At 68.3% G+C, this 24,640-nt stretch carries 27 protein-coding genes; 19 read left to right on the plus strand and 8 right to left on the minus strand.

Annotated features, from left to right (window positions below; translation table 11 throughout):
* Positions 1–205: 205 nt before the first annotated feature.
* Positions 206–1,021, plus strand: a complete 816-nt coding sequence (locus tag AC3A6B_RS03085) for a hypothetical protein (RefSeq protein WP_487835296.1) — start codon at positions 206–208, stop codon at positions 1,019–1,021.
* Here AC3A6B_RS03085 and phnN read toward each other — a convergent pair.
* The 3 genes from phnN to phnF are packed head-to-tail and all read right to left on the minus strand — an operon-like array spanning position 1,005 to position 3,029.
* Complete coding sequence (gene phnN / locus AC3A6B_RS03090) at positions 1,005–1,580, minus strand: phosphonate metabolism protein/1,5-bisphosphokinase (PRPP-forming) PhnN (RefSeq protein ID WP_487835297.1); 576 nt, start codon at positions 1,578–1,580, stop codon at positions 1,005–1,007. The two genes, AC3A6B_RS03085 and phnN, sit on opposite strands and share 17 nt — an antisense overlap.
* A complete protein-coding gene (locus tag AC3A6B_RS03095; RefSeq protein WP_487835298.1) occupies positions 1,577–2,284 on the minus strand; it encodes a DUF1045 domain-containing protein in 708 nt (235 codons plus the stop codon). The genes phnN and AC3A6B_RS03095 overlap by 4 nt, the downstream gene beginning before the upstream one ends.
* Positions 2,274–3,029 carry a phosphonate metabolism transcriptional regulator PhnF gene (gene phnF / locus AC3A6B_RS03100; RefSeq protein ID WP_487835299.1) on the minus strand — a complete coding sequence of 252 codons (756 nt, stop codon included), beginning with the start codon at positions 3,027–3,029 and terminating at the stop codon, positions 2,274–2,276. Before phnF ends, AC3A6B_RS03095 begins: the two co-directional genes overlap by 11 nt.
* Before the next feature lie 77 nt (positions 3,030–3,106).
* On the opposite strand from phnF, the gene phnG reads away from it, so the two are divergent.
* From phnG to AC3A6B_RS03135, 7 genes are read left to right on the plus strand one after another with little or no spacing between them, the layout of a single operon-like run.
* Positions 3,107–3,622, plus strand: coding sequence for a phosphonate C-P lyase system protein PhnG (gene phnG, locus AC3A6B_RS03105; RefSeq protein ID WP_487835300.1), 516 nt, complete (start codon positions 3,107–3,109; stop codon positions 3,620–3,622).
* Positions 3,619–4,254: a phosphonate C-P lyase system protein PhnH gene (phnH, locus tag AC3A6B_RS03110; RefSeq protein WP_487835301.1), complete on the plus strand. Its 636-nt coding sequence runs from the start codon at positions 3,619–3,621 to the stop codon at positions 4,252–4,254. Before phnG ends, phnH begins: the two co-directional genes overlap by 4 nt.
* A 2-nt stretch (positions 4,255–4,256) precedes the next feature.
* Complete coding sequence (locus AC3A6B_RS03115) at positions 4,257–5,354, plus strand: carbon-phosphorus lyase complex subunit (protein ID WP_487835302.1); 1,098 nt, start codon at positions 4,257–4,259, stop codon at positions 5,352–5,354.
* Positions 5,351–6,220, plus strand: coding sequence for an alpha-D-ribose 1-methylphosphonate 5-phosphate C-P-lyase PhnJ (locus tag AC3A6B_RS03120; RefSeq protein WP_487835303.1), 870 nt, complete (start codon positions 5,351–5,353; stop codon positions 6,218–6,220). The genes AC3A6B_RS03115 and AC3A6B_RS03120 overlap by 4 nt, the downstream gene beginning before the upstream one ends.
* Positions 6,217–6,999 (plus strand): phosphonate C-P lyase system protein PhnK, encoded by a 783-nt coding sequence (gene phnK, locus AC3A6B_RS03125; protein WP_487835304.1) that lies wholly within the window; start codon positions 6,217–6,219, stop codon positions 6,997–6,999. Before AC3A6B_RS03120 ends, phnK begins: the two co-directional genes overlap by 4 nt.
* Positions 6,996–7,712, plus strand: coding sequence for a phosphonate C-P lyase system protein PhnL (gene phnL, locus AC3A6B_RS03130; protein ID WP_487835305.1), 717 nt, complete (start codon positions 6,996–6,998; stop codon positions 7,710–7,712). The genes phnK and phnL overlap by 4 nt, the downstream gene beginning before the upstream one ends.
* Positions 7,709–8,857: an alpha-D-ribose 1-methylphosphonate 5-triphosphate diphosphatase gene (locus AC3A6B_RS03135; RefSeq protein WP_487835306.1), complete on the plus strand. Its 1,149-nt coding sequence runs from the start codon at positions 7,709–7,711 to the stop codon at positions 8,855–8,857. The genes phnL and AC3A6B_RS03135 overlap by 4 nt, the downstream gene beginning before the upstream one ends.
* A 13-nt stretch (positions 8,858–8,870) precedes the next feature.
* On the opposite strand, the gene AC3A6B_RS03140 is transcribed toward AC3A6B_RS03135, so the two are convergent.
* Entirely contained in the window at positions 8,871–10,079 is a 1,209-nt protein-coding gene (locus tag AC3A6B_RS03140; RefSeq protein WP_487835307.1) for a lipocalin-like domain-containing protein, read from the minus strand.
* A 4-nt stretch (positions 10,080–10,083) separates the two neighbouring features.
* Here AC3A6B_RS03140 and AC3A6B_RS03145 point away from each other — a divergent pair, with 4 nt between their 5' ends.
* Positions 10,084–10,425 (plus strand): DUF4189 domain-containing protein, encoded by a 342-nt coding sequence (locus AC3A6B_RS03145; protein ID WP_487835308.1) that lies wholly within the window; start codon positions 10,084–10,086, stop codon positions 10,423–10,425.
* A gap of 4 nt (positions 10,426–10,429) precedes the next feature.
* Here the strand turns inward: AC3A6B_RS03145 and AC3A6B_RS03150 are convergent, their stop codons facing one another.
* Complete coding sequence (locus tag AC3A6B_RS03150) at positions 10,430–10,717, minus strand: hypothetical protein (RefSeq protein WP_487835309.1); 288 nt, start codon at positions 10,715–10,717, stop codon at positions 10,430–10,432.
* Positions 10,718–11,033: 316 nt separating this feature from the next.
* Here AC3A6B_RS03150 and AC3A6B_RS03155 point away from each other — a divergent pair, with 316 nt between their 5' ends.
* Positions 11,034–12,242: an SMP-30/gluconolactonase/LRE family protein gene (locus AC3A6B_RS03155; protein ID WP_487835310.1), complete on the plus strand. Its 1,209-nt coding sequence runs from the start codon at positions 11,034–11,036 to the stop codon at positions 12,240–12,242.
* A 224-nt stretch (positions 12,243–12,466) separates the two neighbouring features.
* Here the strand turns inward: AC3A6B_RS03155 and AC3A6B_RS03160 are convergent, their stop codons facing one another.
* From AC3A6B_RS03160 to AC3A6B_RS03170, 3 genes are all read right to left on the minus strand, one after another.
* The gene (locus AC3A6B_RS03160; protein WP_487835311.1) at positions 12,467–12,859 is read right to left on the minus strand and encodes a hypothetical protein; all 393 of its coding nucleotides are present in this window, start codon (positions 12,857–12,859) and stop codon (positions 12,467–12,469) included.
* A 213-nt stretch (positions 12,860–13,072) separates the two neighbouring features.
* Positions 13,073–13,609 carry a hypothetical protein gene (locus tag AC3A6B_RS03165; RefSeq protein WP_487835312.1) on the minus strand — a complete coding sequence of 179 codons (537 nt, stop codon included), beginning with the start codon at positions 13,607–13,609 and terminating at the stop codon, positions 13,073–13,075.
* Positions 13,610–13,865: 256 nt separating this feature from the next.
* Positions 13,866–14,849 carry a GNAT family N-acetyltransferase gene (locus AC3A6B_RS03170; protein WP_487835313.1) on the minus strand — a complete coding sequence of 328 codons (984 nt, stop codon included), beginning with the start codon at positions 14,847–14,849 and terminating at the stop codon, positions 13,866–13,868.
* Positions 14,850–14,991: 142 nt separating this feature from the next.
* On the opposite strand from AC3A6B_RS03170, the gene AC3A6B_RS03175 reads away from it, so the two are divergent.
* The 9 genes from AC3A6B_RS03175 (at position 14,992) to AC3A6B_RS03215 (ending at position 24,599) form a co-directional block, all read left to right on the plus strand.
* The gene (locus tag AC3A6B_RS03175; protein WP_487835314.1) at positions 14,992–15,744 is read left to right on the plus strand and encodes a TerC family protein; all 753 of its coding nucleotides are present in this window, start codon (positions 14,992–14,994) and stop codon (positions 15,742–15,744) included.
* A 106-nt stretch (positions 15,745–15,850) separates the two neighbouring features.
* A complete protein-coding gene (phnC, locus tag AC3A6B_RS03180; protein WP_487835315.1) occupies positions 15,851–16,702 on the plus strand; it encodes a phosphonate ABC transporter ATP-binding protein in 852 nt (283 codons plus the stop codon).
* A 28-nt stretch (positions 16,703–16,730) separates the two neighbouring features.
* Positions 16,731–17,678: a phosphonate ABC transporter substrate-binding protein gene (gene phnD, locus AC3A6B_RS03185; RefSeq protein WP_487835316.1), complete on the plus strand. Its 948-nt coding sequence runs from the start codon at positions 16,731–16,733 to the stop codon at positions 17,676–17,678.
* Between the two features lie 6 nt (positions 17,679–17,684).
* Positions 17,685–18,491: a phosphonate ABC transporter, permease protein PhnE gene (gene phnE, locus AC3A6B_RS03190; protein ID WP_487835317.1), complete on the plus strand. Its 807-nt coding sequence runs from the start codon at positions 17,685–17,687 to the stop codon at positions 18,489–18,491.
* Positions 18,492–18,498: 7 nt separating this feature from the next.
* Entirely contained in the window at positions 18,499–19,089 is a 591-nt protein-coding gene (locus tag AC3A6B_RS03195) for a phosphonate degradation HD-domain oxygenase (protein ID WP_487835318.1), read from the plus strand.
* Positions 19,090–19,209: 120 nt separating this feature from the next.
* Complete coding sequence (locus tag AC3A6B_RS03200; protein WP_487835319.1) at positions 19,210–21,324, plus strand: TonB-dependent siderophore receptor; 2,115 nt, start codon at positions 19,210–19,212, stop codon at positions 21,322–21,324.
* Positions 21,325–21,338: 14 nt separating this feature from the next.
* Positions 21,339–23,762: a PepSY domain-containing protein gene (locus AC3A6B_RS03205; protein ID WP_487835320.1), complete on the plus strand. Its 2,424-nt coding sequence runs from the start codon at positions 21,339–21,341 to the stop codon at positions 23,760–23,762.
* A gap of 22 nt (positions 23,763–23,784) precedes the next feature.
* Positions 23,785–24,327 (plus strand): cysteine hydrolase family protein, encoded by a 543-nt coding sequence (locus AC3A6B_RS03210; protein WP_487835321.1) that lies wholly within the window; start codon positions 23,785–23,787, stop codon positions 24,325–24,327.
* Complete coding sequence (locus AC3A6B_RS03215; protein WP_487835322.1) at positions 24,324–24,599, plus strand: DUF2164 domain-containing protein; 276 nt, start codon at positions 24,324–24,326, stop codon at positions 24,597–24,599. Before AC3A6B_RS03210 ends, AC3A6B_RS03215 begins: the two co-directional genes overlap by 4 nt.
* The last annotated feature ends 41 nt before the right edge of the window (positions 24,600–24,640 follow it).

The raw sequence follows: 24,640 nt of genomic DNA on the forward strand, positions 1-24,640 counted from the left end.
TTGCGCGCCTGCGCCAGCACCAGGCGGTTGCGCGCCAGCTCGCCGCCGATGCCTTGCGTCAAGTCCTACATGCGGAGCCGGCATCGGCGCATTGGCATCGCCCCGGCGCTGGACAGATAGTCGCGTTCGCGCCCAGGGGAGCATCGCGGCCGACAGATGCAGAGCGGAAGCACGCCGAGACTGCCGCACTTCAGGATCCTGCCTCATGTCTTCGACGCGTTTGTGCGCCCTCGCCACAGGTTTGGCCTCTGCCGGCCTCTTCGTTGCCACGCCCGCCCTCGCCGAACCCTCGCCGGCCCTAGACCGCTTCAGCCTCTCGGTCGGCGCCTTCAATGCCGACCCCACCTTCAACGCCTCGCTGAACACGCCCTTCGGCCGGCTGGACCCGGGCGACATCAAGGGCAGCGACGTGACCATGCCGCGCATCACGGCCGACATCCTGCTGGGCGACAGCCAGGGCCTGTCGCTCGACTACTACCGCTTCAAGCGCGACTACGGCACCGGCTTCGCCGACAGCTTCGCGATCGGGCCGACCTCGATCACCGCCTTGGCCAACGTCAACTTCTCGACCAAGCTGGAGTTCGCCAAGATCGCCTACAAGTGGTGGATCGGCTCGGGCAACACGGTGCTGGGCCTCGGCGCCGGCGCTGCGTACTACAAGGCGACCCTGGACACCAGTGCCTTCGCCGGCGTGAACGGGGCGACCACCACCTTCAGCCAGCACGACAGCGACGACGCCTTCGCGCCGCTGCTCGAAATCGGCGTGCGCCATGCCATCACGCCGGACCTGCGCCTGTTCGCCGATGCCTCGGGCGTGCGCAAGGGCGGCAGCGGACTGCACGGCCACATCTACAACGCGGCCCTCGGCGTCGAGTGGTTCCCGGTCAAGAACGTCGGCCTGGTCCTGTCCTACGGCGTGAGCGAGATCGATCTCAGGCGCGACATCGACAGCATCAGCAGCACCGCGCGCCTGAAGGTCAGGCTGAAGGGCCCCTCGGCCTTCGTCAAGGCGCGCTTCTGAGCAGCTGAGCCTCGGATCCCAGCCGCTCGAAGGCCTGCAGCAGCTGCGCGCCGGCCTCGGCCAGCGCGCCGTCGTTGTGCACCTCGATGGCATGCGCCGGTGGCCTGAACGCCAACGCACGCCGCACGCGCGCATCGACCATCTCCGGCGTCTCGCGCCCGCGCGCCAGCAGGCGCCGGCGCAGCACGTCGATGCCGGCCGTGACGTGCACCACCGTCAGCTGCGGAAACCTCGTCAGTGCCTGGGGCAGGTAGGCGCGCGACCCGTTCACGATCACCCACTTGCCCAGGTGCAGCGGCGAAAGCTCGTCGTGGCGCACGCCGTAGCGCAGGCCGTTGGCCTGCCAGTCGAAGGCGAAGGCCTGCGCCTGGCTGAGCTGCTCGAAGGCCTGCGCGCTCACGCTGTGGTGCTGCTCGTCGCCGGGCCGGGGCGGCCGCGTGATCGTGCGGCGCGCCAGGTGCACCGGCATGTGCGGCGGCAGATGGTCCCTGAGCCAGGCCAGGAGGCTGTCCTTGCCGGCGCCGGATGGCCCCATCACATAGACCAGCTGCCCCTTCATGCGCCGAGCTCCATCTGTTCGAGCAGCACGAAGTCCGCGCCGGGCCGGGGTTCGGCGAACAGGGAGAGCGTATCGAAGCGACAGGCGGGCAAGCCGGCGAAGCGCTCGCGCGCCGCATCCTCGATGGCCTGCACGATCGACGGCGCCGCATCGCGCAGCGTTCCCGTGAGCGAGAGGTGGAAGCGGAAGCGCTCCAGCACGAAGGGATAGCCCCAGCGCAGCAGCAGCGCGTCTTCCTCCTGCGTGAGGCCGGCCGCGCGGCGGCGTTCGATCTCGGCCGGCGCGAGCGGCGCGGCCAGTGCGTGCACGCGCGTCACGCAGGCGGCGGCGATGTCCTCGATCGCGCGGCTGCCGGGCTCGGGCACCAGCGCCAGGAAATCGTCGAGCATCGCCACCTTCAACGTCGGCATCGTGAAGGGCTCGAAGTCTTCGCAGAGGCCGCGCAGTCCGGCGCGCAGCTGCTCGGCGTCGACGCCCGGCGCCAGCGCGAAAGGCGCCTTCAGCGTCGCATGCCAGCCGTAGCGTCGCGGCGCCTGCGTCAGCCGGTGCAGCTCGGGCGTGGGCACGCCGGGCAGCGGCGCCTGCGGCAGCGGCTCGAGCCGCGAGGCGCAGCGGCCGAGCCAGCGGCTGCCGGCGCGCCACCAGGCGCTGTCGGCGCGCGGCGCGAAGTAGATCGCGTAGCGATGCACGGGGTCACTCGTCATGTGTCACCGTCAATGTGACTCGATCGCCGGCAAACCAGGTGCGCGCGAACTCGATCGGCATATCTTCGGTGTCCACGTTGACGCTCTCGACGAAGAGCACCGGCCGCGCGGCCGGCTGCTTCAGTTGGGATGCCACTTCAGGCTCGGGCATCTGCGCCGTGATGCGGCTCTCGTGCCGCGTGTAGTCGTTCACGCCGTGCGCGGCAAAGGCCGCGGTGATGGAGCCGGTCTCGCGCACCACCGCTTCGAGCTGCTCGAAACGCGGCAGAGGAAAGAAGCGCTCGCTGATGTGCAGCGGCTGCTGCTCGGCCTCGCCCAGCACCTGCAGGCGCAGCAGCGTGCTGCGCGCGGGCACCTGCAGCGCGCGCGCCTGCGCGGCCGTGGCGCGCACCGTGCTCGACGCCAGCACCCGCAGGGCGCCGCGCATCCCTGCCAGCGCCATGCTCTGATGGTGCCGCGTGCGCCTGGCCAGCACCAGGTCGACCGCGAACTCCTCCACGTAGGTGCCGCTGCCCTGCGTCACGCGCAGCAGCCCCTGGCTGCTGAGGCTGGCGAGCGAGCGGCGGATCGTGTGGCGGTTGACGCCGAACTGCTCGGCCAGCGCGTGCTCCGAGGGCAGGCGCTCGCCGGGCGGATAGATGCCGCGGGCGATCGATTCGGCCAGCTCGGCCGCGATGCGGGTCCAGAAACTGTCGCGCGCTGCGCGCGCCGGAAGCGGGTCGGGAGAAGTCGTGATGGCTGTCATGAAAGCTACATGCGTGCGCCCTAAGCTGGCGCCAGTTGTTCGATTTGTCTATACAACTTTCCCAGATTAACACCCCCATGTTTCATGACTTTGACAACCACCCTGCGAGCCGGCCGCCGAGCCGCGCGCAGTGGATGGCCGTGCTCGCGCGGGCGCCGCTCTCGATGCTGGAGCCGGTGCTGGGCGAGCACGCCCGGCGCACGCCCCAATGGCTGCGCGCGCCCGAGACTGGCCTCATGATGGTCCAGGGCCGTGCCGGCGGCACGGGCGAGCGCTTCAACCTCGGCGAGGTCACCGTCACGCGCTGTGCGCTGCGCCTCCATGGCGTCGCGCACGAAGGCGCGGCCGTCGGCGTGGCCTATGTGCTGGGCCGTTCGCATCGGCAGGCGCAGCTCGCGGCGGTGGCCGATGCGCTGCTGCAGGACCCGGCGCAACAGGAGGCGCTCGATGCGCAGCTGCTCGCGCCGGTGCGCCGGCACCTGGCCCGCGAACGTGCGCTGCGCCATGCGCGCGCGCAAGGCAGCAAGGTCGAGTTCTTCACCGTTGCGCGCGAAGCCGGCGGTGCCGATGGAGACGAGGAGGACAACGCATGAACAGCACCGCCACAGATCTCTCCAAGGTCGGCGCCGGCTTCTCGGATCTCGCGCTCGGCAGCCAGGCCGTGTTCCGCGCCGCATTGGAAGCGCTTTCGCATCCGGGCCGCATCGTCGACCTGCCGCACGATGCCGAGGTGCCGAGGCATGGGCACGCGGCTTCGGCTGCCCTGCTGCTCGCGCTGCTCGATCCGGACTGCAAGCTCTGGCTCTCGCCAACGCTGGCGAAGAGCGATGCCGCGGCCTGGCTGCGCTTCCATTGCGGCTGCGTGATCGTCGAGGACCCGTCGCAGGCCCAGTTCGCCTGGATCGCCGGCGGCGACGAGGCGCCCGAGCTGGAGCGCTTCGCCCAGGGCAGCGACACCTATCCCGACCAGTCGGCCACCTGCGTGGTGGACGTGCCCTCGCTGGCCGATGGTGACGACACGGAAGGCTGGACCTTGCGCGGCCCGGGCATCCGAACCGAGACGCGCCTGTGCGTCGACGGCCTGCCGCCCGAGCGCGCCGAAAAGCTGATCGCCCAGCGCGCCGCGCAGCAGGCGGCCTTCCCGCGCGGCGTCGACCTGTTTCTCGCCACCGAGCACCAGATCGTCGGCCTGCCGCGCACCACGCAGATTGAACTGGAACACTGAGCATGTACGTTGCCGTCAAGGGTGGCGAGGCTGCCATCCTCCACAGCTACCGGCTGCTCGCCGAGCAGCGCCGCGGCGATCCGGGCACGTCCGAGCTCTCGGTGGCGCAGATCCGCGAGCAGCTCAAGCTCGCGGTCGACCGCGTGATGACCGAAGGCTCGGTCTACGACCCCGAGCTCGCCGCGCTCGCGATCAAGCAGGCCTCGGGCGACCTGGTCGAAGCCATCTTCCTCTTGCGTGCCTACCGCGCCACGCTGCCGCGCCTGGGCACCAGCGTGCCGCTGGACACCGCGCGCATGCAGCTCGACCGCCGCATCTCCGCCACCTTCAAGGACCTGCCCGGCGGGCAGGTGCTGGGGCCGACCTACGACTACACGCAGCGGCTGCTCGACTTCACGCTGCTCGCAAGCGGTGATGGCGCCACACGCCACGCGGGCGCGCCCGCGGCGCCCGTCGACACGCCTGCCGCCGCGCCGCGCGTGGTCGATCTGCTGAACCATGAAGGCCTGATCGAACCCCGCCCCGTGCCGCCCGGCGACCCGGCCCCGGTGGACCTGACGCGCGAACCGCTGCGCTTTCCGGCCGAGCGCGCGACGCGGCTGCAGAACCTCGCGCGCGGCGACGAAGGCTTTCTGCTCGCGATGGCCTACTCCACCCAGCGCGGCTATTCGCACAGCCATCCCTTCGTCGGCGAGATCCGCTTCGGCAGCGTCGCGCTCGAGATCGAGCCCGAGGAGCTGGGCTTCCCGATCTCGATCGGCGACATGGAGATCACCGAGTGCGAGATGGTCAACCAGTTCGCCGGCAGCAAGACCGAGCCGCCGCAGTTCACGCGCGGCTACGGCCTGGCCTTCGGCCACAGCGAGCGCAAGGCGATGGCGATGAGCCTGGTCGACCGCGCGCTGCGCGCCGACGAGCTCGGCGAAGCCGTCGAATCGCCCGCGCAGATGCAGGAGTTCGTGCTCTCGCACAGCGACAGCCTCGAAGCCTCGGGCTTCGTGCAGCACCTGAAGCTGCCGCACTACGTGGACTTCCAGGCCGAGCTGGAGCTGGTGCGCCGCATGCGCAGCGCGCCCCCTTCCCAGGGAGACGATGAATGACCGATACGAACATCAACTTCGCCTACCTCGACGAGCGCACCAAGCGCATGATCCGCCGCGCCATCCTCAAGGCGGTGGCCATCCCCGGCTACCAGGTGCCGTTCGGCTCGCGCGAGATGCCGCTGCCCTACGGCTGGGGCACCGGCGGCATCCAGGTCACGGCCGCGGTGATCGGGCCGCAGGACGTGCTCAAGGTCATCGACCAGGGCTCGGACGACACCGTCAACGCGGTCAACATCCGGCGCTTCTTCGAGCGCACCACCGGCGTGGCGACCACCACGCGCACGCGGGAGGCCACGCTGATCCAGACCCGCCACCGCATCCCCGAGGCACCGCTGGCGGAAGGCCAGGTGCTGGTCTACCAGGTGCCGGTGCCCGAGCCCATGCAGCGCCTGGAGCCGCGCGAGGCCGCCACGCGCGCGCTGCACGGGCTGGCCGAGTACGGCCTGATGCACGTCAAGCTCTACGAGGACATCGCGCGCTACGGCCACATCGCGACCACCTACGACTACCCGGTGCTGGTCAACGGGCGCTACGTGATGTCGCCCTCGCCCATCCCCAAGTTCGACAATCCCAAGATGCACATGAACCCCGCGCTGCAGCTCTTCGGCGCCGGCCGCGAGAAGCGCATCTATGCCGTGCCGCCCTACACCGCCGTCGAAAGCCTGGGCTTCGAGGACCATCCCTTCGAAGTGCAGCGCTGGGACGCGACCTGCGCGCTGTGCGGCGCCACCGACAGCTTCCTCGACGAGGTGATCACCGACGACAGCGGCACGCGCATGCATGTGTGCTCCGACTCGGACTACTGCCGGTCGCGGCAGCAGGGCACGGCGACGCCGGCGCCCCAGCTCGCGGAGGTCGAATGACGAGCACCACCCTTCCCCTGCTGCGCGTGCGCGGCATCGGCAAGCGCTACGGCGATCGCGTCGCGCTGCACGATGCCTCCTTCGACCTCTGGCCCGGCGAGGTGCTGGCCGTGGTCGGCGAGTCGGGCTCCGGCAAGACCACGCTGCTCGATGCGGTCGCGGCCCGCAGCCGGCCCGATGAAGGCAGCGTGCAGTTCCACACCCGCGGCGGCGGCCTGCAGGAAGTGTTCGCGATGAGCGAGGCCGAGCAGCGCCTGCTGGCGCGCACCGACTGGGGCTTCGTGCACCAGAACGCCGCCGACGGCCTGCGCATGGATGTCTCGGCCGGCGCCAACGTCGGCGAACGCCTCATGGGCCTCGGCGAACGGCACTACGGACGCCTGCGCGCCACTGCCTCCGAGTGGCTGCAGCGCGTGGAGATCGATCCGCAGCGCATCGACGACGCGCCGCGCACCTTCTCCGGCGGCATGCGCCAGCGCCTGCAGATCGCGCGCAACCTGGTGACGCGCCCGCGCCTGGTCTTCATGGACGAGCCGACCTCCGGCCTCGACGTCTCGGTGCAGGCCCGCCTGCTCGACCTGCTGCGCCAGCTGACGCGCCAGATGCAGCTCGCTGCCATCGTGGTCACGCACGACCTCGCGGTGGCGCGCCTGCTCGCGCACCGCATGATGGTGATGCAGAAGGGCCGCGTGGTCGAAGCCGGCCTCACGGACCAGGTGCTCGACGACCCGCAGCATCCCTACACCCAGCTTCTCGTTTCCTCGGTACTGCAACCATGAACGCGCCCCTTCTTCAATTGCGGGGCGTGGCCAAGCGCTTCACCCTCCATCAACAGAACCAGCTCGAGCTCTCGGTGTTCGAGGGCCTCGAGCTCAGCGTCTCGGCCGGCGAGTGCGTGGTGCTCGACGGCGCCTCGGGCCTGGGCAAGAGCACGCTGCTCAAGCTCGTCCATGCCAACTACCGCGCCAGCGCGGGTCGCATCACGGTGCAGCCGCCGGGCGGTGCGCCGGTCGAGGTGACCGAGGCCGATCCACGCGCGCTGGTGCGGCTGCGCCGCGACACCATCGGCTACGTGAGCCAGTTCCTGCGCGTGATCCCGCGCGTGCCGGCGCTCGACGTCGTGGCCGAGCCGCTGGCCGAGGACGCGGGCGACGACCCCACCGCCCTTGAGGCGGCGCGCGCGGAGGCGCGCAGGTGGCTCACGCGCCTTGCCATCCCCGAACGCCTCTGGCATCTGCCGCCGGCCACCTTCTCGGGCGGCGAGCAGCAGCGCATCAACATCGCACGCAACATGATTAAGCCCAAGCCGCTGCTGCTGCTGGACGAGCCCACTGCCTCACTGGATGCAGCCAACACCAGCACCGTGATCGCACTGATCCGCGAAGCCGCGGCGCGCGGCGCGGCGATCGTCGGCATCTTCCACGATGCCGAAGTGGGCGCCGCCGTGGCGACACGCCGCATCAACGTCGCCGATTTCAGGAGTACCTCATGACCACCGTCTTCCAGAACGCCCGCATGGTGCTGCCCGGCGAGGTGGTGCGCGGCAGCCTCTCGGTCGCCGACGGCCGCATCGCGGCGCTGCACAACGGCCACACCGGCGCGGCCACCATCGACCTCGAGGGCGACTACCTGCTGCCCGGCCTGGTCGAGGTCCACACCGACAACTTCGAGCGCCACCTGATGCCGCGCCCCAAGGTGCAGTGGGCCGAGCTGCCGGCGCTCCTGGCGCACGACGCCGAAGTGGCGGCCGCCGGCATCACCACCGTGTTCGATGCGCTGGGGGTCGGCGAGTCCGACACCGACAGCCTGCGCGGCAGCACCTGGTCCCGGACGCTGGCCACCCTCGACAACTGCACCGCCCGCGACTTGCTGCGTGCCGACCACCACCTGCACGTGCGCTGCGAGCTGCCGGCACCCAACACCATCGAGCTCTTCGAGCCTTTCCACGGCCATCCGCGCGTGTCGCTGATCTCGCTGATGGACCACACGCCGGGCCAGCGCCAGTGGGAAAACCTGGAGGTCGCGCGCATCTACTACACCGGCAAGAAGGGCTGGAGCCAGGAGAAGTTCGAGCGCCAGGTCGCGCATGCCGCCACGCTGCAGGCGAAGTACGCCGAGCCGCACCGGCGCCACTTCGTCGACTACTGCGCAACGCACGGCATCGCGCTCGCGAGCCACGACGACACCACCGTGGCGCACGTCGAGCAGGCCCATGCCGAAGGCGCGAGCATGTCCGAGTTCCCGACCACGCTGGCCGCCGCGGGCGCGGCGCGCGAGCGCGGGCTCTCCACCGTGATGGGCGGGCCCAACGTCGTGCGCGGCGGCTCGCATTCGGGCAACGTCGCGGCGGCCGAGCTGGCGCGCCGCGGCCTGCTCGACATCCTCTCCTCCGACTACGTGCCGAGCAGCCTGCTCGGCGCCGTGATGCGGCTGGTGGAGGACGAGATCCTCACGCTGCCGCAGGCGGTGAACACCGTCACGCGCGCACCGGCGCGGGCCACCGGCCTGCACGACCGCGGCGCGATCGAGGCCGGGCTGCGGGCCGACCTGGTGCAGGTGCGCATGGCCGAGCTGCCCGACGGGTCGCGCCATGCCGTGGTGCGCGGCGTCTGGCGCGAAGGGCGGCGCGTGCTGTAGAGGCGAAACGCGATCACTTGCGAGCGGCCTGCGTCGCTTGCAGGCGGTCATATCCGCTTAGCTCGAGGAATCCCTGGCCCGTGGTGCTCCCTGTCACCTTGACGGGACCCTCCCAGTAGATGTTCGCGGTCGTCTTTTGCGAGTCGAATTCGCTGTCGGCAAAGAAGGGCTTGATGTTCAGCACGCCGGATGGAAGCCTGATGTTCCATTCGACGGGGTAGCTGATCTTCGTGCCCGGGCTGGTCCACCTCTGGACGGGCACCAGCTCGATATCGTCCGGCTTCAGCGGCACGGACCCGCTCGCGTTCGAGACCGTTCCGGCCGTCATGACCTTGCGGCCGGCCATGTCGAAAAGCTCGTAGAGCATCAGGTCGGAGCCGTCCGCCAGATGCAAGGCGAACCAGTTCCAGCCGAGGCTCAGCACATCGAAGTCGCCCCATTGGTGATCGAACCACACGTCGCCGCTGACCTGGACGGCCTTGCCTGCGATGGAGACTTCGCCCTGCGCGGCAATGCGGGGGCGCGAATAGTAGTAGCTGATCCCGCTCTGGCCGAAATCGAGCAGGCCCGGCGTTTGCGAACCGGCAGCCCGATGGGCGACCGGCGGGTGCGAATCGCTCAGGTCGAGCGCAATGGAAGCGCCGTCCAGGGAGGCGCGCACGAGATGGGACGGACCGGATGCAGCGAGCTGCCAACGGTCCTGCCTCAAGTCCAGGCCGTTGGCGGCGCTCTTCGCCGGAACACCGCCGGTGCGCGTTTGACTGGAATAGCGCCGCCCGGTCCGGAGGTCGGTCAGCGCCGCGTGCATGACCGTGTGCTTGACCAGCCCGTTGGCGACGAAGACCACGACGTGGAAGGCATAGCGGTCGCCGGTCTTCGCGTCGAGGATGCCGTTGTAGTACCACCATTCCATGCCGCTGCCATGAGGCGCGTCGTCGGCCGGCAGGTTCAGGGGCGGGAGAGCGGCGGTTCGTTCGATCGCATTCGTGCTCGGGCCGAGCGATCCGCCCGGCGCCGCGACGGCTGGGGCCGGCTCGGACGTCCATACATAAAGAAAGCCGGCGCCGATGAGCGCGACGACAGCAACCAATGATGCAAGAGAGGGTCTCAAGCGCATGACTCTCTCACAATATTCAGCCGTACAGGAGAAATCGATGGAGAGAAGAAAGGCCCGGGCGGTCGGCTGGCCGGCGCTGCTGTTGTGCTGCGCCCTGGCGGGCATCGCCGTGCGTCCGGCACATGCCGCCCCTGGCGACGGCCCGAGCTGGGGCGCGATCGCGTCGATGCACAGGTGGTACGGCTACTCGTTCAACCACCCGTCCCGCGACGCGGCGGAGCTTGCGGCACGCGCCCAATGCGATCGCGCGGCGGGCCGCTCCGGCACTTGTGCGGTGCGCACCTACTTCGATCGCTCCTGCGGCGCGCTCGCGATCGGCAACCACGGGGAATGGGGCACGGCCACCGCTTCGACGGCGGGCGCCGCGGGCAAGTCGGCGGCCGGGCAGTGCGAGAGTCATCTGCCGACCGAGCCTTGCAAGGTCGTCGTCGGCGTCTGCTCGCCGCGATAGGCAGCTAGCGGGTCACGAAGCTGAGCCGCGCCTCGTGCGGCAGCCCGTCGCGCACGAGGTTTCGAGCATCGTCGTCGGCGAATTCGAAGAGTGCATCCGGGATCTCGTCCTCATCGAGCGCGAAGAGGATCTCGATGGCCTCCTGCTGGGCTTCGGAGAAGGCGCCGACCTGGGTCAGGCGGTTGAACTTCGCAGCCGTCTCCTGCGGCGCCAGCTGGCGCAGCTCGAGCAACTCGAGCACCAGCTCGATCTGCGATGGGGTGAGGGGCTCGGGGGCGACAGAACGCTTCATGGCGTGGCGATCCTTTTCGGTGGGGCTCGGGACTGTTCCTTTGCAGTGAAACCAGTCTCTTCGTCGATCCTTAAGCGTCGCTGAAAACTGCCGTCGGATGCACCCCCGAGCGCCGAAACCTGGCCTCGGCGTGATGAAAGTCTCGCGCGATCGCGTCGGTCGTCGTGGTGCATACGACATCGATCGAGATCTCTCCAATCTGGTGCAGCCGGAGAGAAGCGCGTAGCATGCGACCGGCTTTGCGGTCTCGCGTTCTCCAGCTTCTTCCATCGTTTTCGTGGGGTGAGTCATGGCGCAAGAAAAATTCGATTCGAGATTGAATAGTTCGGTACTACGTCGCAAGCTTCTTCGCGGCGTCGGAGCCGCGGTAGGCGCCGCCATCGTCGTGCCGCGATGGGCGCAGGCGCAAGCTGCCCCGGGCGGGCCGGCCGCGCCGCCGAGCACCATCACCCAGCCGCCGCGCGACTTCAGCCGGCGAGGGGCGCCGACCACCTACTTCACCGACCCGGACGTGCTCACGGTCGACCCGGCCTTCGACGGCCTGCGCCAGCCCAACGCGCCGATCCAGCGCTTGTGGACCGGCGCGTTGTGGGCCGAAGGACCGGCATGGAATTCGGTCGGCCGCTTCCTGGTCTGGAGCGACATTCCGAACAACCGCCAGCTGCGCTGGAGCGAGGACGACGGCCACGTCAGCGTGTTCCGCACACCTTCCAACAACAGCAACGGCAACTCCTTCGATTACCAGGGGAGGCAGCTGTCCTGCGAGCACCTCACGCGGCGCGTGGTGCGCTACGAGCTCGACGGTTCGGTGACCATCCTCGCCTCGAGCTTCAACGGCAAGCGGCTCAACTCGCCCAACGACATCGTCCCTCATCCCGATGGCAGCTACTGGTTCACCGACCCGCCGTACGGCGCTCAGCTCTACGAGGGCACGGTCGACGCCGCGGGCGGACCGGCGAACAAATCCGGGCGGCTGAACCCGAGGCTCGGGCAGCCGCCCGAGATCGGCGCGTACAAGCGCGAACTGCCGACCGCGGTCTACCGTCTGGACAAGAGCGGAACGCTCACTCAGGTGGCCGGTGAAGATCTCGTGCCGGACCCGAACGGTCTCTGCTTCTCGCCCGATTTCAAGAAGCTCTATGTCGTCAGCACCGGGCAGGGGCCGGGCGACACCATCGCCGGCGGCAAGGGCGACATGTATGTGTTCGACGTCGGGTCGGACAACAGGCTCTCCAACGGCCGGCTGTTCAGCAGCTTCATGGTCGACGGCGTGAAGTGCGGGCCCGACGGCGTGCGCACCGATGTGGACGGCAACCTGTGGTGCTCGAGCAATGCGGGCCGCAGCGTGGGCTACAGCGGCGTCACCGTGTGGACGCCGCAAGGCCGGCTCATCGGGCGCATCCGGCTGCCCGAGGTCTGCGGCAACGTCTGCTTCGGCGGCCCCAAGCGCAACCGCCTGTTCATGGCGGCCAGCCAGTCGCTGTACGCCGTCTATACGGCCACGCAGGGGTCGGCGCCGGGCTAGAGAACAAGGCGCCACGCGCCAGCCGCTTCATCGATGCAACAGCGATGTCAAGGCGGTCGGCGTGCGCCTGTCGCAGGCCCAGTCCGCCAGCCCGCTCTACAGGTCTTGACCGTCAGTTTCCCGGATGGGGCGTAGGACCGCATGGGGACCGAAGCGGTCCTAGCGACTTCTCCGAAGCAGCCGCCGCGCGCGTAACGCGCTCCGCACGGTGCCTGAGAGCCTTCTCAGGTCTTCGCCGACTTCTTCGGCGCTCTACTCGCGGCCTGCAGGGCCGCCGCCTGCGCAGCGTGCTTCTCGGCACGCGAGGGCCTGTGGGCCTTGCCAGCCTTGGCTTTCTTGGCCTCCTTGGGCTCCTTTTTTTCCGTGGGCTTCTCCTTGGCCTGCGGGTGGTGCGTCCTCACCAGCTTGTCGACGGCCTTCGCCCTCGGCTGCTGCGCTTGCGCTTGGCGCTTCGCACGCTCTTCCTTGAGCAGGCGGCGCTCCTCGGCCAGCGTCTTTTCGGCTTCGGACGGCTCATGGTCCGCCCCCAGCGAGTGGACGCGGTCCATCGTCGCCTTATGGAGCATCGCGCCGTTCTTCGCGATGCGGCGGGTCAGCGATGCGATGCGAATGGGCATGTTGCGCTCCTCGTGGTGGGTGGAAGACCAATGTAGGCCAGCCCGCCGCGTCCTGCCAATCGATTTGTATGGCTTCGCCCCTGGCCAGCGAATTTCTGCTGCCGGAGAAGGGACTGTCGCCATGCCTGCTTCTGGCCCGATCTGAGACGTAGACCGTTTGGGGCGAAGGACCGACCGTGGCGACACCGCGAACGATCCAATCTTTACAGCCCGCTAGTTCAACGTGACCACGACGTGGGTTTGCGGTCCGCCGCGCATGACGTAATTGACCGGATGCAGCGCCTCGCCGGGATCGCATGCGACTGCTGAATTCAGCATGGGCGCGAGCGCTCCAGGCAGTTTTTTCTTGAACGGCCCCACAGGCATGCACGCGGTGACGTCAACGACTCCGGAGTTCTTCTCGTCTCTGTCCTTGTAGAACCTGTCGTTGACTGGGAAGGTTTCTGGCCTGTACTCGCCGGCCGCCGTGTCCTTGACGAAGATCGACAGATAGGATTCCCATTGATTTCCCACGTCGACGTCCATGCAGACTCCCGGCTTCATGGTGTACCAGCCTTGGAGCGTCACGTAGCACCTCGATCCCTGAAGCTCGCATCTCGAACCCGGATCGTCCGAATTCTCATGGATTACAGCAAAGACGATGTCCGTCTGTCGTCCGTTGCATAGCTTGTTCGTCCCCGTTGCGCCGGCTTGGAACGCCACAGCAGAAAGCAGCAGAACGCCGAGCGCGGCATGCACGATCGATTTCATCTTTTCCCCCTACAGAATCTGCGCGGATGACCTTCGAGAAGTCGAACTTCGCCAGCCCCGGCGAGTGTCCGATCTTGACCTTCTACCCTATGAGGCCACCAGCCGACAGGCTATCAAACAAGCCGGGCCTTGAAAATGCGATCCGCGGCTGACACTGTGAGCTCGCATTTGAGCCAGGGAGCTGAACACGAAGATGCCGAACTCCTTCTTGAACTGAATATCGAGCTCCGCTGCTGGCCCGCCCAGGCGCGAGCTCTCATGAGGACGCCGCCGGAGCAAGAGACTTGCGATAGAAGATCCGCTCGTATCCACCCTCGGTTCTGCGGTCGTACTCGACGTAGCCGATCTTCGGGTAGAGGATCTGGTTCTCGGTCATCCTGGCGTTCGTGCGCAGGTAGACGGCCTCGAAACCGCGGCGAAGCGCCTCGCGCTCGGCAAAGCGCAGGAGCGCCCGTCCGACGCCCGTGCCTTGGCGCATCGGGGCCACGGCCACGGTGTCGACATAGAAGCCCTCTTCCGTCTCGTACTGGACGAGCACCCCTGCCACCTGGCCGCTGCGCACCGCGATCCACACCTTGTCTTCACCGATGAGCGCAGGATAGTCGGCCAGCATGGGCGCCGGCGCCTTGCCCATGCGCTCGATGTACAGCTCGAAAGCGGCATTGACGCACGCCGCTGCCGCGGCAGCATCATCGAGGCCGGCGGCGCGAACCAGGATCTCCGGTGCCGGAACCGGCGTTCCGGCAGCGCCCCGCAGCAACGCCATCGCATAGCTGTCGAAGTACTCGCCGTCGACCCGGAAAGCGCGGCGCAGGAGCCCTTCGACTTCGAAGCCGAGCCGTTCGTACAGGGCCCTGGCGTTCGTGTTGTCGGCGCGCACCGTGAGTTCGATACGCGTCATTCCCTTCGCCCATGCCGCCGCGATGGTTGCCTTCATCAGCTTCGCGCCGATGCCCAGGTGCCGCGCGGATGGAACCAGGCTTATGCCGAGAATGCCCACATGCGACCGGGCCTGGCCATGGCTCGGCAGCACGTCGCACCAGCCGGCCACCCGTCCGTCGAGCAAGGCGACCATCTGGCAGCCGTCGCTGGCGATGATGGAGCGGTAGAAGTCGAAGGCCTGCTCTATGGGGGGCGCCTGCGTGAATGCAAGAAATCGCTTCTCGCGCGCCACGGTGTCGAGCGCGGCATGCAGCCCCGCGAAATGCGCTTCGGAAACGGGTTCGATCGACAGGTTCATGCCTCAGCCTCGCAGCGCCGGAGATCGCGCTCACCTCACGATACATGCCCTGCGGTGCGATCCGGGCATACCTTGCCGTGGCATTTTCTCCGCAGATACTTCCGCCCAACCCGGCCACCCCTGCCATCCCGAAAGGATCTCAATGCTTGAACTCCTGACCGATCCGCAAGTCTGGATCGCCTTCGCGACCTTGACTGCGCTCGAGCTCGTTCTGGGTATCGACAACATCATCTTCATCTCCATCCTGGTCGACAAGCTGCCGCCCGAAAGGCGCGAATTCGCACGCCGGGTCGGGCTGTTCATGGCCATGTTCATGCGCATCGGGCTGCTGTTGGTGCTGGCCTGGATCGTCGGCCTGGTGACCCCGCTTTTCTCGGTGATCGGAAAGGACATCTCGGGCCGGGACCTGATCCTGATCCTGGGCGGACTGTTCCTGATCTGGAAGAGCACGAGCGAGGTTCACCAATCGCTGGAAGGCGGCCACGACGAGCAGAAGTCCAGCGCCGTCAAGGCCACCTTCGCCTCCGTGATCCTCCAGATCATGATCATCGACCTGGTGTTCTCGCTGGACTCGATCATCACCGCGGTCGGCATGGTGGACGACGTGCGGGTCATGATCGCCGCGGTGGTTGCCTCGGTGGGGCTCATGATGCTGTTTGCCGGCCCGATCGGCCGCTTCGTCTCCAACCATCCGACCATCAAGATGCTGGCCCTGTCCTTCCTGGTGGTGGTGGGCGTGGTGCTGGTCGCGGAGGGCTTCGGCCATCACGTGCCCAAGGGCTACGTGTACTTCGCGATGGCCTTCTCCGTCGCCGTGGAGATGCTCAACATCCGGATGCGCAAGAAGGCCGCCAAGCCGGTGGCGCTGCATCCGCCCCATATGCCGGGAGATTGAGGGGCGCGCGGGGCCGCGCCTGACACACGGGCGTCGTCAAAGCGTCAAGAGGCCGTCACAGCCGGTGATCAGACTCCGGTTGTCTAGACGACTTCGGAACTCGACGATGGAAACCGCCCTGCGCATCCACCAGCTCAACAAGCATTTCGCCAACGGCCGGCATGCCCTGCGCGACATCAACATCAGCGTGCAGCGCGGCGAGATGGTGGCGCTGATCGGCGCCTCGGGTTCCGGCAAATCCACGCTGCTGCGGCATGTGGCCGGCCTGGTGGCCGCTGACGGCGGCAGCGACTCGCTGATCGAGATCGACGGCTGCTGCGTGCAGCAGCGGGGGCGCATCCACCGCGACATCCGCAAGGTGCGCGCGCAGGTCGGCTTCGTGTTCCAGCAGTTCAACCTGGTGGCGCGGCTGCCGGTGCTGGTGAACGTGCTCGTGGGCTCGCTGCATCGCACGCCGTGGTGGCGCAGCTGGACGCGCGCCTTCACCGCCGCCGAGCGCGCGCTGGCGCTCGATGCGCTGGCTCGCGTGGGCATTGCCGATTGCCATGCGCAGCGCGCCTCCACGCTGTCGGGCGGCCAGCAGCAGCGCGCCGCGATCGCACGCACGCTGGTGCAGGGCGCGAAGGTGGTGCTGGCCGACGAGCCCATCGCCTCGTTGGACCCCGAATCGTCGCGCAAGGTGATGGAGATCCTCGCGCGCATCAACCGCGAGGACCGCTCGACCGTGATCGTCTCGCTGCACCAGGTCGAGATCGCGATGAAGTACTGCCCGCGCGTGATCGCGCTGAAGCAGGGCGAGGTGGTCTACGACGGGCCCTCGTCCGCGCTCAGCGCGCCGCTGCTGCGCGAGCTCTACGGCGTGGAGGCCGAAGAGCTGCTGTCCGCCGCCCATTCCGACAACCCCAAGGTTCACGTGCTCCCGCAACCCGCGCTGGTGCCTTGGGCTGCGGCGGCCTGAATTCCTTCCTACCAACCCGGAACCCCCCATGATCAAGAAACTGTGCGCAGCCATGGCCCTCGGCCTCGGCATGACGACTGGCGCCTTCGCGCAGGACATCAACTTCGGCATCATCTCCACCGAGGCGACGCAGAACCTCAAGCAGGACTGGCAGCCGTTGATCGACGACATGAGCCGCCAGACCGGCCTCAAGGTCACCGCCTTCTTCGCACCGGACTACGCCGGCATCATCGAAGGCATGCGCTTCAACAAGGTGCAGCTCGGCTGGTTCGGCAACAAGTCGGCGATGGAAGCGGTCGACCGCGCCAGTGGAGAGGTGTTCGCGCAGATGGTCAACGCCGACGGCACCCAGGGCTACTACTCGCACCTGATCGTGCACAAGGACAGCCCGCTCAATACGCTCGACGACGTGCTGAAGAACGGCAAGTCCCTGAGCTTCGGCAACGGCGACCCGAACTCAACCTCGGGCTTCCTGGTGCCGAGCTACTACGCCTTCGCGCAGCACAAGGTGGACGCCAAGTCACTGTTCAAGCTCACGCGCAGCGCCAATCACGAGACCAACGCGCTGGCTGTGGCCAACAAGCAGGTCGACGTCGCGACCAACAACAGCGAGAACCTGGACAAGGTCAAGGAGCGCTCGCCCGAGAAGTTCAAGGAGATCAAGATCGTCTGGACCTCGCCGCTGATCGCGCTCGACCCGCTGGTGATGCGCCGCGACCTGCCCGAGGCCACCAAGGCCAAGATCAAGAACTTCTTCTACAACTACGCCAAGACCGATGCGCGCGAGAAGGAGATCGTCATGAAGATCTCCAAGCTCTCGGGCTTCAAGGAGTCGAGCGACAAGCAGCTGCTCCCGATCCGCCAGCTCGACCTCTACGGCCAGCGCACCAAGATCGAGGCCGACGCCGCGTTGAGCGATGCGGACAAGAAGACCCGCCTGGCCGAGATCGACAGGAAACTCAGCGCGCTGAACTGAGCCTTCATGCAACCGACGGTTCTCACGCCCCGCGCGCCGCTTCCGGCCGCGGCCGCGCCGAAGCGCGGCTTCGCCTGGCATATCGCGTGGGCGCTGCTGCTGATCCTGCTCGCGGCCTCGTGGAAGGGCGCCGACATGCGGCCCTTCGAGCTCGTACGCGACTCGGGCAACATGGCCACCTACGCGGCCGAGTTCTTCCCGCCCGACTTCACGCATTGGCGCATGTACGTGGAAGAAATCGTCGTCACGCTGCAGATCGCGCTGTGGGGCACCGCGCTGGCGGTGCTCACCGCGGTGCCGATGGCGCTGCTGGCCTCGGCCAACATCGTGCCGTGGTGGATCTACCAGCCGATGCGCCGCCTGATGGACGGCTGCCGCGCCATCAACGAGATGGTGTTCGCCATGCTCTTCGTGGTGGCGGTGGGCCTAGGGCCTTTCGCCGGCGTGCTCGCGCTCTGGGTGCACACCACCGGCGTGCTGGCCAAGCTCTTCGCCGAAGCGGTGGAGGCCATCGATCCGCAGCCGGTGGAAGGCATCCGCTCGACCGGCGCGAGCGCGCTTCACGAGATCGTCTACGGCGTCATCCCGCAGGTGATCCCGCTGTGGATCTCGTATGCGCTTTATCGCTTCGAATCGAACGTGCGCTCCGCCTCGGTGGTCGGCATGGTGGGCGCCGGCGGCATCGGCGTCGTGCTGTGGGAAATCATCCGCGGCTTCAAGTACGCCGAGACCTGCGCGGTGATGCTGATCATCGTCGTCGCCGTCAGCGCGATCGACCTGGTGTCGGCGCGCATCCGCAAACTCCTCGTCTAGCGCTGCCATGGCCCTCACCGTCGAAGAAATCGCTCGCCTGCTGGGCACCAAAGGACAGCGCCAGTACGGCCGTGAGGCCGTGAGCCAGCTCGAGCACGCGCTGCAGTGCGCGCAGCTCGCCGAAGAAGCAGAGGAAGCACCCGAGACCGTGGTCGCAGCGCTGCTGCACGACCTCGGCCATCTGCTCGCGGCGGAACGCGCGGACGAGGCGGCGCGTGCGCAGCAGCAGCGCGACGACCTGCACCAGTACATCGCGCTGCCCTTCTTGCGCGGACTGTTCGCCCCCGCGGTGCTGGAGCCGATCCGCCTGCACGTGGATGCCAAGCGCTGCCTGTGCGCCGTCGACGCCGGCTACTGGGACACGCTGTCGCCGGCATCGAGGCGCAGCCTCGAGCTGCAGGGCGGCGTCTACACGCAGCCGGAAGCGCAGCGCTTCATGGCCCAGCCCTTCGCGGCCGAGGCCGTGCGCCTGCGGCGCTACGACGACTTGGCCAAGGTGCCGGGCCAGACCACGCCGCCGCTCGCGCACTACATGCGCATGGCCCGGGCGCTGGCGTGCCAGGCGCAGCCTGCGCGCGAGAAGCTCACGCCCTTCTAGGCGGCCCGCCGTCAGGCGGACATGAGAATAATTCTCATTCGTTCGCCTACAATCGGCCCGTCTCAACCCCCTCTGTCTGGATCGTCGCCGGGATCGCTGCCCCGTCGGCATTGCGTTCCCATGCACAAGTTTTTCGTCTCGATGCCGCTCGCCCTGGCGGCTCAGCTGGCCTGCGCGCAGGCCGCCCCCTCTCCCTCGAACACCGGCGAGGAACTCCGTACCGTGACCGTGCAGTCCGACCGGACCAGCGGCTTCGTCGCCAACGCCGTCGAGGCCGGTACCTTCCGCGGCGCCAGCATCATGGACGTGCCGGCCACCGTCAACGTGGTGACGCGCGAAGTCATCGAGCTGCAGGGCGCGGCCGGCATCTACGACGTGCTGCGCAACACGGCCGGCGTCGCGCGCCAGCAGAACGGCGGCGACACCTTCGACCAGCTCGTGATCCGCGGGATCGCGGTCGAGAACCGCACCAACTACCGACTCAACGGTTCGCTTGCGATTCCCAACGTGTCCGAGATCCCGATGGAGAACAAGGAGCGCGTCGAGGTGCTGAAGGGCGCATCGGCGCTCTACTACGGCTTCACCTCGCCGGCCGGCGTCGTCAACTTCGTGACCAAGCGCGCCGGCCCCACGCCGGTCGCGACGCTCGGCATGACCTTCGACAACCAGGGCACTGCGCAGGGCTTCGCCGACGTGGGCCGGCAGTTCGGCGACCAGAACCAGTACGGCCTGCGCATCAACGCGGCCGGCGGACAGCTGGGCTCGCCGATCCAGGGCGTCGACGGCAACCGCAAGTTCCTGTCGGCCGCCTTCGACTGGCGCGTCAACAAACGCCTGACGCTGAAGGCCGACGTCGAGCACTACCGCAAGAGCATCGCCGAGCAGGCCGGCATCAACCGGCTCGCGGCCGTCAACGGCGTGATCGCGCTGCCGGCCCTGCCCGACCCGCGCAAGCTGATCGGCCCGCCCTGGGCCACTTTCGAAGCCGAAGTCACGAACACCCAGCTGCGCGCCGACTACTCGCTCAGCGACAACTGGGCCCTGATGGTGGAAGCCGGCCATTCCGAGGCCGAGCGCGACCGGCGGCTCGCGATGTTCGGCAATTACAACGTGCGCACCGGCGCCGGCCGCATCACCGGCAACGTGCAGCACCTGGAGCAAAGCTCCGACCTGCTGCGCAGCGAGCTGTTCGGCACCTTCGCGACCGGCGGCATTCAGCACGAGCTCACGCTGGGCGCCGCGCGCAGCGACAAGACGCAGGACCCGATCTTCCAGCGCAACTACGGCGGCGCCACCACTGCGCAGAACCTGTACTTCCCGCGCGCCATCGGCTTCCTGCCGCTGACCGCGCTGCCCTCGCAGCCCACCACCGGCGCGCAGGACAGCAGCGAGCTCGGCCTGTACGCGCTCGACCGCATCACGTTCTCGCCGCAATGGCAGCTGGTGGCGGGCGTGCGGCACACGCGCTTCGAGAGCACGCAGTTCGCCAGCTCGACGCTGCCGCAGATCGACTACGACGTGAAGAAGACCACGCCGCTGGGAGCGCTGAGCTACAAGTTCACGCCCGACCTCGTGAGCTATGTCTCGTATGCGGAAGGCGTCGAGGAGGGCGAGGTCGCACCCGCCGGAACCGCCAACCAGAACAACCGCATGCCGCCGGGCGTGAGCAAGCAGAAGGAGCTCGGCCTGCGCTGGCTGACCGGCACCGGCACGCTGCTGTCGGCGGCGCTGTTCGACATCGAGCGCCCCGGCGCCTACACCAACAGCGCCAACACCTTCGTCGCCGACGGCCGCCAGATTTACCGCGGCATCGAGCTCTCGGCACAGGGACAGCTGACGCGCCAGCTGGCCTGGCAGCTGTCGGCGCAAGCCCTCGACGCCGAGTTCCGCGACATCAACGCCCAGTACAACGGCAAGATGCCCGAGAACACGGCCAAGCACACGGCCAGCGCCTTCCTCTCCTACGACATCGCGGCGGTGCCGGGCCTGTCGGTCAACGGCGGCGCCTACTACACGGGCAGGCGCCCGATCGACGACCTGAACCAGGGCTTCATCGGCGGCTACACGATCTTCGCCCTCGGCACGCGCTACGTCACGCAGCTCTTCGGCCAGCGCACGCTGTGGCAGCTCAACGTCGACAACGTCGGCGACAAGCGCTACTGGGCGGCCGCCGGCACGCGGCTGGCGGTGGGCGCGCCGCGCAGCGTCAAGGCGACGCTCAAGATCGATCTCTGAAGGCGGCGTCCGCGATGGCTCTTCTTCGCCGCATCTGGGTCCAGATCCACTGGTTCATCGGCATCACGGCCGGGACGGTGCTGGCCGTCATCGGCTTGAGCGGCGCCATGCTCTCGTTTCGCGCCGAGATCGTCGATGTGCTCAATCCGGCACTGCACCACGTGCCGACCGATGCCAGGGCGCTGGCGCCGGTCGCCCTGCTCGAGGAGCTCCAGGCCGCAGAGCCCGGCCGCCGCGTCGCGACGCTGACGCTCTACGCCGAGCCGGGCCGGCCGGTGCGCGTGAACTTCGCGCCTCCTCCGGGCGAACGCCGCGGCGAAACGCGCCTGGTCGATCCCTTCAGCGCGGCCTTGCTGCCCGAGCCGCGCGGCGAGGCCTTCTTTGAGTTCGTCGAAAGCCTGCACCGCTGGCTCTTGATGCCGCGCGACACCGGCAAGCCGGTCACCGGCACTGTGGCCGCAGCGCTGCTGGTGCTCGCGCTGTCGGGCCTGTACCTGCGCTGGCCGCGGCGGCCGCTCGCGTGGCGCAACTGGCTGCGGATCGACTTCGCGCAGAGCGGCCGCGCCTTCCTGTGGAACCTGCACGCCGTGGCCGGGACGATCGCGCTCGCGGCCTATCTGGTGTCCGGCCTCACGGGCCTCTACTGGGCCTTCGATGGGGTGCGCGCACTGGTCGACGATGCGGCAGGCGTTGGGCGCGCGGCGCGGACGCAGCGCATGCAGGGCACGGATGCCGGCGCTGCGGCCAAACTGGATCTGCAGCGCGTGTGGCTGTCCTTCCAGCGAACGACCGGCGGCGACTGGAGCCAGGTCACGCTGCGCCTGCCCGCGCGCAATGCCTCGCAGGTCGAAGCGACCTACCTGCGCGCCGCGCCGGAGCACGAACGCGCGCGCAACCGGCTCTACCTGCACGCCGCCACCGGCGAGCCGGGCCCGCACGAACGCTATGCCGACAAGCCGCTGGCCGGGCGCCTCGTGAGCAGCATCTATCCGCTGCACATGGGCACCTACTGGGGCCTGCCGGGCCGCATCCTGATGATGCTCGCCAGCCTGGGCTTGGTGCTGTTCGCGATCACCGGCTGGATGCTGTACCTGGGCCGCCGCCGCACCCAGCGTGCGGTGCGCGCCGAGCGTGCGCGGCTCGGCCTCGCCCGCAGCGCCGCCGCGCCGGGCGCCGAGCAGGTGCTGATCGCTTTTGCCACGCAGACCGGCCACGCAGAGCGCGTCGCCCTGCAGACCGCTGCCGCGCTGCAGTCGGCCGGCGTCGGCACCGTGGTCAAGACCCTGGCCGAGCTGAGCGTCGATGCGCTGCTGCACTTCCGAAAGGTGCTGTGGATCGTCAGCACCTTCGGCGACGGCGATCCGCCCGACAGCGCACGCGCCTTCGCGCGCAAGTTCGCGCAGCAGGCGGGCTCGCAGCTGCGTCACGTGCACTACGGCGTGCTCGCGCTCGGCGACTGGCACTACGCCACCTTCTGCGGCTTCGGCCGCAAGCTCGATCACGACCTGCGCAGCCAGGGGGCGCAGGCGCTCTTTCCGATGGTCGAAGTCCACAACGGCAGTCCCGAGGCCATCAGGCGCTGGCAACGCTCGATCGCCGAGGCCTTCGATGTGCGGGGCGCTGCGTGGCCGTCGCACGCGGCCTCTTCTGTCGGGCGTCCCTTCGAAGCCTGGCGGCTGGTGCGCCGCAGCCTGCAGAACGACGGCAGCCAGGGCGATCCGCTTTTCGAAATCGAACTGCGTCGCGCCGGCGCGCCGGCGTGGGCGGCGGGCGCGCTGGTCGAGGTGCTGCCGCCTCATCCGCACGGCGCTGCCGATGCCCGGCCTCCTCTTGCGCCGCTGGCGCCGCGCAGCTATTCGGTGGCCTCGATCCCTTCCGACGGCTGCGTGCAGCTGCTGGTGCGGCAGGCGCGGCACGACAACGGGCTGGGCGTCGCATCCGGCTGGCTGACCGCCGGTGCGCCGCTCGACGGCGCCATCGAGATGCGGCTGGTCGCCAACCCGGGCTTCGCGCTCGCGGACGAAGATCTGCCCTGCATCTTCATCGGCAACGGCTCCGGCTTCGCCGGCCTGCGCGCGCACCTGCGCGAACGGGTGCGGCGCGGCCACGGGCGCAACTGGCTGGTGTACGGCGAGCGCCAATCCGCGCACGACGCCTTCTGCGCAGCGGAGGTCGCGCGCTGGCAGGCGCTCGGCATGCTGGCGCGCGCCGACCTCGTTTACTCGCGCGACCAGCCGGAGCGCAGGTACGTGCAGGACCGTTTGCGCGAAGCGGCGGACGAACTGCGGCAGTGGATCGCCGAAGGCGCACTCGTCTACGTGTGCGGCAGCCTCGAAGGCATGGCGCCCGGCGTGGATGCGGCGCTGGGCGACGTGCTGGGAACGGCCGGGCTCGACGAGCTGATCGCGCAAGGGCGCTATCGGCGCGACGTGTACTGACCTTGCTGTCCGATGCGACAGAATGCCGACCATGAACACTGCGCTCCTCGTGATCGATGTCCAGCAGGGCCTTTGCGAAGGCGAGCACGATGCCTTCGAGTCGCAGCAGGTCATTGGCCGGATCAACCAGGTGTCGGCGAAGGTCCGTGAAGCCGGCGGCCTGGTCGTTTTTGTCCAGCACGAGTCGACGTCCGGCTACCTCGAGTTCGAAACGGATGCATGGCAGCTGGCGCGTGGCCTCCATGTCGAGGCAGCGGACTTGCGCATCCGCAAGACCTCACCCGACGCATTCCATCGCACGGAGCTCGAGCGCGTGCTCGGCGAACATGCCATCACCGAGCTCGTGATCTGCGGAATGCATACGGAGTTCTGTGTCGATACCACCACCCGCAGGGCGCTTGCGCTGGGCTTCCCTGTCACCCTGGTGGGCGACGCGCACACCACCGAAGGCAATCGGCATCTGTCCGCAGTCCAGGTGATTCGGCATCACAACGAGACGCTCGCCAACATCGAGAGCTTCGGACCGAGGGTGCGCGTCGTTTCAACCGAGGACCTGCGCCTATGACCATCGAGCTGAGCAAGGAAGCCCGGAAGGAGGCGATAGCCTCCATCGAAAGGTACTTCCGCGAAAACATGGAGGAGCCCATCGGCAACATCGCTGCGGGCGCTCTTCTTGGTTTCTTCCTGGAAGAAGTCGGGCCGGTGATCTACAACCGAGCCGTGGCCGACGTGCAGGAGCGGCTCCAGGCCAGGGTCATGGAGCTGGACATCGAAGTCCATGAGGAGGAGTTCCAGTACTGGCGCAAGCATGAGCGCAAGGAGCGGGAGCGGAAGTGACGTGGGGCCGCTCGCGAAGAGTGGCGCTGCGATCCTTCGGC

The organism is Variovorax sp. Soil_C_33, from assembly GCF_057656935.1.